The 7,889-nt window shown below is 40.4% G+C and carries 10 protein-coding genes; 5 read left to right on the top strand and 5 right to left on the bottom strand.

Translation table 11 applies throughout. The annotated features are described in order from the left end of the window. Nucleotides 1–669: 669 nt before the first annotated feature. Nucleotides 670–1,050 (top strand): hypothetical protein, encoded by a 381-nt coding sequence (locus ACFSJY_RS19340; protein WP_386038400.1) that lies wholly within the window; start codon nucleotides 670–672, stop codon nucleotides 1,048–1,050. A gap of 41 nt (nucleotides 1,051–1,091) precedes the next feature. Further along, entirely contained in the window at nucleotides 1,092–1,508 is a 417-nt protein-coding gene (locus ACFSJY_RS19335; protein WP_386038397.1) for a hypothetical protein, read from the top strand. 99 nt (nucleotides 1,509–1,607) lie between these two features. Here the strand turns inward: ACFSJY_RS19335 and ACFSJY_RS19330 are convergent, their stop codons facing one another. After that, nucleotides 1,608–3,311, bottom strand: a complete 1,704-nt coding sequence (locus tag ACFSJY_RS19330) for a protein adenylyltransferase SelO (protein WP_386038394.1) — start codon at nucleotides 3,309–3,311, stop codon at nucleotides 1,608–1,610. Nucleotides 3,312–3,546: 235 nt separating this feature from the next. Between ACFSJY_RS19330 and ACFSJY_RS19325 the strand changes: the two genes are divergently transcribed. Beyond that, nucleotides 3,547–4,014: a CreA family protein gene (locus ACFSJY_RS19325; protein ID WP_386038392.1), complete on the top strand. Its 468-nt coding sequence runs from the start codon at nucleotides 3,547–3,549 to the stop codon at nucleotides 4,012–4,014. A 79-nt stretch (nucleotides 4,015–4,093) separates the two neighbouring features. Here the strand turns inward: ACFSJY_RS19325 and ACFSJY_RS19320 are convergent, their stop codons facing one another. The 3 genes from ACFSJY_RS19320 to ACFSJY_RS19310 form a co-directional block, all read right to left on the bottom strand. After that, a complete protein-coding gene (locus tag ACFSJY_RS19320) occupies nucleotides 4,094–4,396 on the bottom strand; it encodes an Mpo1-like protein (RefSeq protein ID WP_386038389.1) in 303 nt (100 codons plus the stop codon). 12 nt (nucleotides 4,397–4,408) lie between these two features. After that, nucleotides 4,409–5,044 (bottom strand): GNAT family N-acetyltransferase, encoded by a 636-nt coding sequence (locus ACFSJY_RS19315; RefSeq protein ID WP_386038386.1) that lies wholly within the window; start codon nucleotides 5,042–5,044, stop codon nucleotides 4,409–4,411. A 501-nt stretch (nucleotides 5,045–5,545) separates the two neighbouring features. Next, the gene (locus tag ACFSJY_RS19310) at nucleotides 5,546–5,914 is read right to left on the bottom strand and encodes a DUF3192 domain-containing protein (protein WP_386038383.1); all 369 of its coding nucleotides are present in this window, start codon (nucleotides 5,912–5,914) and stop codon (nucleotides 5,546–5,548) included. Nucleotides 5,915–6,082: 168 nt separating this feature from the next. On the opposite strand from ACFSJY_RS19310, the gene ACFSJY_RS19305 reads away from it, so the two are divergent. Next, nucleotides 6,083–6,394 carry a DNA-binding protein gene (locus ACFSJY_RS19305; protein WP_386038380.1) on the top strand — a complete coding sequence of 104 codons (312 nt, stop codon included), beginning with the start codon at nucleotides 6,083–6,085 and terminating at the stop codon, nucleotides 6,392–6,394. A gap of 6 nt (nucleotides 6,395–6,400) precedes the next feature. Here the strand turns inward: ACFSJY_RS19305 and syd are convergent, their stop codons facing one another. Further along, nucleotides 6,401–6,961, bottom strand: coding sequence for a SecY-interacting protein (gene syd, locus ACFSJY_RS19300; RefSeq protein ID WP_386038377.1), 561 nt, complete (start codon nucleotides 6,959–6,961; stop codon nucleotides 6,401–6,403). A gap of 54 nt (nucleotides 6,962–7,015) precedes the next feature. Between syd and queF the strand changes: the two genes are divergently transcribed. After that, complete coding sequence (queF, locus tag ACFSJY_RS19295) at nucleotides 7,016–7,867, top strand: NADPH-dependent 7-cyano-7-deazaguanine reductase QueF (RefSeq protein ID WP_386038374.1); 852 nt, start codon at nucleotides 7,016–7,018, stop codon at nucleotides 7,865–7,867. Nucleotides 7,868–7,889: the final 22 nt, after the last annotated feature.

Genomic DNA, 7,889 nt, shown 5'->3' with positions numbered 1-7,889 from the left:
TATCGCTAACCTCATCCTGAGGCTCCCTTAACAGGAAGTCATTTCCTGTGTCGTCCTGACAGTTGTAATATTACGTTATCGACTGTAATTAAAAACCAAGCAGATTTAAAAATATTCGTTTAACAAACATACAAAAACACAAAAAAAATACATAAGCCATTGTTTTGATAGGACTTTAAATCATGCAATTTCATTTTTTCAGCGCTCTTTTCCTTTATATCTTACGACCTTGTGCGATATGTCTTACACACTAAGTTCCATTTAGGAGCGATAGTAAAATGTAAAATATTGTCCAAGTGGTTAAACATTTGTTTCAATTGGAGAATCTCATCGGGAATGAGAATTTTCTCTAAATTCTCATCTCTAGCTGAAATCCTCATGTCGGAGAAATAGTCTCTAGGTCTCTTTAGAGCGAAAAGCGGACATTGAAAAACTATTTTTAGCACTGATTTTATGTCCAGTTGTAATGACTTGCCCCTATAGTCATGAAAACGCCCCATTGGGTCGTTTTTGTTTTTACTGAAAAATTGATGAGCCTAGAAAATCTATCTATAGCAACATGTTATCGAGTATGTTAAAACTGGTCGAAGGATATAAACGAGCGACGCAGCGGTAGAAAAACGCGCGATTTGCTCGCTATAAACATGTTAGGTATACATGGAGGTCGGGTTGAAATTCAGAGTTATTTTAATTTTTATAAGCATCCTATTGAGCTCTAGTGTTGTGGCGTGTGTTGCTCCTACGCAAGGCAAAGAATATGATGATCTAGTTGAGGTTAATTGGAACAAACAAGAACGTAGCTTTTATATACTCTTTCCCAACGAAGCTGATGGTCAAAAATTCGATAATGTAACTCTTGGCCTCCTAAAAGACGATGAGCCTTTTGCTAGTACTTCTGCCCCTCTTCAAACTTATCCTAAAAATGGGAAGCTGCTTACTTATGTCAGGTCGTTCGGCGATTTAGATATTGGACTAAACGTTTCTGTCTGGTGGCAAGGTGAAAATGATGTTTGTCCTATTATTGGTAAGGCAAAGTTAGTTAAGAAGTAAAGTATACCTAACAAGCCAATTAAGCGCGGGACTGCTAAAGCTTGGCTCAGTTTCGCTTCGCTACAAAGTTTAGCCAAGCATTTATCAGCCCCTTATTGGGGCGTTATATTTTACGAGAGTCTAGTTTGAACATACGCCTACTTATATTTACTCTCTTAATTGCATTTCCCACGATTGCAGGTGATGTAAATCACTCCCGTGTTCAACAAATAAATAGCCAATTGAAATATGAAGGTTATTTTATTGAAGCTACAACGATGGGCGTTATGTTAGTTTCGGACAATGACAAATTCACCTTGATGCTAGATAACGAAAACGCAATTTGGTTTGATGATTCTTTCGAACTTTCAACATCGCAAAAGAAACTCTTACTCCCCAAATTGTTAAAACTGTTTGAGTCGGTTGAGAACAAAGAAGGCAAAGCTGTTTTAGCTAGCTTGATCAAAGCGAGTATGTAAAATATAACAAGCCAATTAAGCGCGGGACTGCTAAAGCTTGGCTCGGTTCCGCTCCGCTACACAGTTTAGCCAAGCATTTACCAGCCCCTTATTGGGGCGTTATGAAGAACAGCTATAATGCGAAACGCCACCTATTCCAAAAAGCTCAAGCGGGCGTTTCTTATAGTATTTTTCTTCGATCTCCGTAGACTGCTCGTCATATGGGTTGGTTAACACAGATTGAAGTTCATGAATAAGGGAGTAATCTCCTTCCGCTGCCTGTTGATACGCAGGCACCACTAACCATTCTCGCCAGGTATATTTAGGATTCACTTGTTTCATTTTTTGGCTGGTTAACGATATGTCACCTATTGCCATTACTGATGCATGCCACTTAACAAACCATTGGTTCCACAACTTATCTTGTTCTTGGTCTGGCTGTTTATAAAAACATTCACGTAATGCCGAAAACTCAGAAGGTATCGCTGAAAGTTCACGAAAGAACATGGTGTAATCAACTGGCGTTTTTACCATCAACTGAATCAGCTCTCGAAAGGTGTCAGCATCGAACGTTTCAAGGCCAAGCTTAGATGCCCACATGCGCTCAATTTTCATCTCAATCAACGGCCAAAAATCAGCAAGAATATTATCCAGTTTATCTAATGACTCTGGCGTTGACGCCAACAATGGTTTTAGTGCAGAACAAAACATATCAAAGTTTTTCTCGGCAGCAGCGGGTTGATTCAAAAACGAGAAGTGCTGACCACCGCCCGTCCACGGTTGAAAAAAGGCCTCGAATGCTTCGCAGAACCCAAAAGGCCCATAGTCAAGAGTAAAGCCCCCAACCGAGCAGTTGTCACTATTGAAGTTGCCTTGGCAATAACCAACTCGTATCCAGTCTGTCACTAAAGATGTGAGGAGTTCTTTGAAGCTTTCCGCCAGCATCAATACCTTTTCGGCTAGCGGTAAATCACTGGCAATGTCTTCTGTGTACTCTCGCTCTATGATATGGAGTACCAGTTGCTCAAGTTCTTCAAGCGCGGTGTCATGCTCTTGTTTTCTCGCTCTTCGACCAAACAACTCAAGCTGGCCCACTCGCAGAAATGAAGGCGCTACACGTGTAGAGATAGCAACAGGATTAGACACCATAATTTCTGGGTCTGTGGAATGCGAACCTTCAAAGTACCATGGACGCTCCACCGTGTCTGTTGAAGACACGTAAAGGCTTAACGAACGTGACGTAGCTACGCCTAAGGCATGCATATGTTCCTGCGCTAAAAATTCACGCACACTTGAGCGCAATACCGCCCTGCCATCTGCGCCACGGCAATAAGGTGTTGGACCACCACCTTTAAGCTGCATTTCCCAACGTTTATTGTTAAAGACTCCTTCAACAACAGACATAGCACGACCGTCGCCATAACCATTTCCCGTGCGAAAAGGACATTGTTGAGTATATTCTGTGCCATAAATGGATAGCGCATAGCCAGTCGCCCAACCGTATGGCTTCATCGGTGCAGGCAGTTGAGATGTGTCACCACTAAATAGCTGTGTAAAACCGGCATCTGTTGCTAGGCTGTCGTCAAAGCCCAATTCACTGAACAGTTGCTTGCTGTGCGCCACATACTTAGGAGCGGTAATAGGTATTGGCTTTACGGGTACATAATGTCCAGAAAAGACCTGCCTCGGGCTATGGTCTTCACCAGAGTCCGTTGCCTGAGGATCTCGATTTAATTGGGTTAACAGCGAGTAATCAACATGCTTTGCCAACTCTGAAAGGCCCGTGACTTTAGGACTTGTGTTGCTTACGTTGCTATGACTCATTGCTGCTTATGCGCTCCAAATAATTTCATTTTTCGTATCTTAATTATGTTTAGCTATACACTGCTTTTGAAAATAATGATCTACAAAAGCGATAGTTGATAGATAAATTAACCACATTATACGTTGAGAAAACCAAATAATATTAACAATAAATGTTTGATTTCAGTTGACCATCATAGTGGAATACATATGCTGCTTATCAGCATTGCATATAGATAAATGATGGAACCATACGATGAAAAAGCTTATTACGCTTATGCTTGTTCTTGGGCTCACAGCCTGCTCTGAAGATGCAGGTAAAGTCAGCCTCGGTTTGTTTACGACTAAAGATGTTGTGATAAAGTCTGAGCAAGACCCCAAAATTTCTGGTGTTACGTGCCACATTAGCCATATTGAAGCTGACTTGGACTTTTCAGATCCGTCAGACATGTCTATTGCTTGTCGTCAAACAGGCTCTATTTTGCCTGAACATATGGCGAATATTGACCTTTCCAAAAACGGCGAAATTATTTTTCGTGAATCGAAAAGTATTCTCTTTAAAAGCCTGAAAGTTCGTCGTATATACGACAGCAAAACGAAAACGCTAATGTACTTGTCGTACTCGACAAAGGAAACCAATGGTAGCCATCATCATGCGCTATCAACAGTGCCACTATACAATACTCAGGCATGGAGCTGGGCAGAAGCACACAGCTCTCATTAGTCAGGTACTCCACAAATGAAAAAGCCAGCTGTTATTGCTGGCTTTTCGCTTTCTTTTCTTGGCTATGTGTTTTCAGTTGTTATTTAGGTTTACCAAACAACGCATCTTTGAGCATTTGCCAGTCACCAATAAAGCTATACCAAGGGTACGTGAAGGTTGCTGGTCTATTCTTTTCGAAAAAGAAGTGTCCGACCCATGCAAATGCATAGCCGCTTACTAGTGCTCCTAAGATTAACCAATAGTTGCCTAGATAAAACGCACTGATTAACAGTCCAATAGCTATCAAGCTACCAACATAATGCAAAACACGGCAGACTTTGTTCTGGTGTTGCGAAAGGTAGAAAGGATAAAAGTCTTTAAAGGTTTGATATTCTTTGGCCATAAAACAATTCACCTAACGGTAATGAACCATCAAGGCGCCAGTGACGTGCCCGACTTGTACTTCTTTAACAAACTCGTAATCAACATCTTTGAAAAATTCGCGATATTTGTCGTTTGTCGCATAAACAGCAACGCCTTCACTGTCTGCATGTTCATCGAGAACAGTGTTTACGGCAGCCATCAAATAATGCCCGAAACCGTGGTGCTGATGCAAAGGATGAATAGCAATAAAGCTTAACATGTGGAATTTTTTCAATGGTACTGAAGCCATGATGGTTTTTTCTTTTTCCATCATTTGTTTGGTAGAAAAATAGCCAGCACTCAGTAACATCTTCAGTCGCCAATGCCAGAATCGCTCAAATCCAATACCATCATCAGGGCTATTTAAACATGCAACCCCGACCATTGCCTCGCCTAAATACAAACCCACCATGGGTTGTTTGGCTTGCCAAAACACACCTAACTCTTCACGAATTGATGCGCGTAAACGTTGTTCGTAATCTTCTTTATCGCCATTAAAGATCTCTAGAAACACCGGATCATCATGGTACGCTTGGTACAACAATGAAGCCGCTAACTTTAAGTCTTCTGCGGCAAGGTAGGTTGCTCTGATCTCTACATTATCAGACGTTGTTGCCGTTTCCGTCATAAACTAGCCCCCATGAGTAAACATTTCACAGTACGTGTTTTATTCACTTTTTGTTTATATTTATTATTATCGTTGCTCACCATAACAGGTCGATTGGAAAAAGGTCAATAAACAATCAATCGGCGATTTTTTGTGTCTATATTTACGCGATGAAAACTAACTAAAGCTCGCTAGAAATATGCAATGATCACGTCAGTTCACAACATCATTAACCCATTTACACAACTTAGGTTAGAAAATCAGTAGCAGATGCTTTTAATTTTTATTAACTAAATTAACGACTTAACAATATCAATAGCATTAGCAGCAATATCTATTTGAAATGACATAGAAGCTCGCTTCATCCAAGACGCAATAATCTAAAGTGCCAATTAAGCTGCAGGAGTAAAATGCTATGTTCTTATCCTGCACCAACAAAATTTTCATATTGTATACCTTGAAAATCAGCACAAAAAAACCTGACAGTTGCCAGGTTTTTATTTACTCGAAATATGGAGACGTTTAAAGCATTGCGTATGCTTTTTCACCCCAGCTTACTAACATGCCATTTTTGAAAATAAGCGGCGTACATTCATCTTTCGTTGTAATTCCATCTTTATGTTTACGGTTAGTGCGGTAATAAAGTACCTGAACGTTTTCATTTTCTTTTTGATAAACTTCATTAAAGTCTGCAACACCTAATAGGCTTTGAACATCACCAAAGCTGCTATTCACTTGAAGTCGCGCTATTTTTTTACGGTTCTCGTATTCACGATCGTTTAAGTCATAACTGTAGTGACCGTCATCGTCACCACCTACCGAAACAACACAGCCAGTTAGGCCCATAGTTAATGGTGCCGCTACGATTAATGCAATTAGAGACTTTTTCATTTTTTGAATTTCCTTATGAGTTTGTTACAAAGTTGTTTCAGCAATCTTTAAACCAACTTTTTAACCCATTGTTTTTTATAGATTTAGTAAGTTTTTGTTAGTTTTTACTCTGTATCTGAGTAGTGAAATTTACTAAAATGTGTGAATTACCCTACTTGATTTACCAATATGACTATTAAAGCTGAAATTATCGCCATCGCTAACCAAATCGCAAACCAAGGTGGTACGCCGACTGTAGCCAAAGTTAAAGCCAAGCTTTCTGGTGCAGCTCCACTACCTACAATTATTAGCGTATTAAAGACTTGGCAGCATCAGCCCGAGAACACAGCAATACCTGAACAAACCGCCGCAGATACAGGGTCACAAACGAGTGACCTGGAAGAGATACTCAAACGTGCTCTTGCGCCATTGCAGCAAGAGCTAATAGAGGTAAAAACGCGCCTTGTAGCAATAGAAAAGACTTTAGACAGTCGAAAGTAAGGCTGTCTAATCGTAGATAACTGGCGTAAGTTGCTGAATGAAGTTCGCAAGGCTGTCGCTTAATTTTTTGTGTGGTGCTTTCCCTACTTGCTCAACCCATACTGCGCCGGTTTCATTTTCAATAGACACAATAAAATCTTCTTGGTCGGTGACGGCAAAGAAAACCGTTTCTGACTGCTTCAGTTTCCGCTTCATCAATATGTGCCCAATGATGTTTTCTTGAAGCCTTGCAAAATCATCTTGATTCCATGGAAACAACAGACTCAATCGCCCTTCTTCACATTCTGCATCAACACTTTCGGCATAGAAGCAGGTAAAATACTGCTTGATTGAATCATGTAGTGTTAGCTCTAGCGCTTGCTCTACATTATCAAAACTTAGCCCATCCGCTCTTTTAGGCTGCCAGTAGTTGGCTTCTTCCGAGTATTTTCCTTGTTCACATGGTGAAACCCATTGTTCATCAGCCTCAACAACGGGTAAATGTTGGTGCTTCTCTTTAAATTGTTCAACAAATTGCGTTAAAAAATGCTCTATCGCGGTTTCAACTGAGCTAGGTGAACGTGTCATTGCGTATGGAATTCCTATAAAATACAGGCCAAGAGTTATTGAAAAACAAAAAATATGGCGAAATATCAAGACAGTGATCTATTACACGGCTTAACGCTTGGAAAAGCAACTGAGTACAGCAATAAATACGATCCAAGTTTATTGCAAGGTGTTCCAAGAAAGCTAAACCGAGATGACCTTACTATTGACCAGGCGAACCTGCCATTTACAGGTGAAGACGTTTGGTATGGTTACGAGTTGTCTTGGCTTAACCCCAAAGGTAAGCCACAAGTAGCCGTAGCCGAATTTAAATTTCCGTGCACAAGCGACAACTTAATAGAGTCTAAATCTTTCAAGCTTTATCTAAACAGCTATAACCAAACCAAATTTGAAGACATTTCTCATGTTCAAGCAGCATTGGCAAATGATTTATCGGCGGTGAGTGGCGCAGCAGCAGAGGTAAACTTATTTGCAGTTGATGATTGCCCAAGCCTTGAAATCAATCACCCTGATGCTCATTGCATTGATGATCTTGATGTGGACATTACCACCTATGATTATCAACCAGCATTGCTAATTAATGCGATAAATGACGATGATAAAAATGTCTCACAAACTTTAGTGAGTCATTTGCTAAAATCTAACTGTTTGATCACCAACCAACCAGATTGGGCAAGCGTCTATATTTCGTATACGGGAAAGCCGATTAATCAGGAAAAGCTACTTCAATATATTGTCTCTTTTAGAGAGCACAATGAATTCCATGAACAATGTGTTGAGCGTCTCTACTGCGATATTCAAACACACTGTAAACCTGAAAACCTGTCGGTATATGCCCGTTACACACGCCGCGGTGGTTTAGATATCAATCCGTTTAGAAGCTCTCATCAACAAAAAGCGCCAGCATCAAGAACATTAAGGCAATAAATAAGTTCGTTAAAGTACACTA

This window comes from Thalassotalea euphylliae (assembly GCF_042682785.1).
In the GTDB taxonomy this organism is placed as follows: Bacteria; Pseudomonadota; Gammaproteobacteria; order Enterobacterales; family Alteromonadaceae; genus Thalassotalea_F; species Thalassotalea_F euphylliae.
The sequence above is the reverse complement of the archived record's forward strand: the minus strand, read 5'-3'. Positions and strand labels throughout refer to the sequence as shown.

Excerpts from the sequence above, each read along its gene's own strand:
- ACFSJY_RS19330 (WP_386038394.1), bottom strand. The coding sequence starts at position 3,311 with ATGAGTCATAGCAACGTAAGCAACACAAGTCCTAAAGTCACGGGCCTT.
- ACFSJY_RS19325 (WP_386038392.1), top strand. The coding sequence starts at position 3,547 with ATGAAAAAGCTTATTACGCTTATGCTTGTTCTTGGGCTCACAGCCTGC.
- ACFSJY_RS19320 (WP_386038389.1), bottom strand. The coding sequence starts at position 4,396 with ATGGCCAAAGAATATCAAACCTTTAAAGACTTTTATCCTTTCTACCTT.
- ACFSJY_RS19315 (WP_386038386.1), bottom strand. The coding sequence starts at position 5,044 with ATGACGGAAACGGCAACAACGTCTGATAATGTAGAGATCAGAGCAACC.
- ACFSJY_RS19310 (WP_386038383.1), bottom strand. The coding sequence starts at position 5,914 with ATGAAAAAGTCTCTAATTGCATTAATCGTAGCGGCACCATTAACTATG.
- ACFSJY_RS19305 (WP_386038380.1), top strand. The coding sequence starts at position 6,083 with ATGACTATTAAAGCTGAAATTATCGCCATCGCTAACCAAATCGCAAAC.
- syd (WP_386038377.1), bottom strand. The coding sequence starts at position 6,961 with ATGACACGTTCACCTAGCTCAGTTGAAACCGCGATAGAGCATTTTTTA.
- queF (WP_386038374.1), top strand. The coding sequence starts at position 7,016 with ATGGCGAAATATCAAGACAGTGATCTATTACACGGCTTAACGCTTGGA.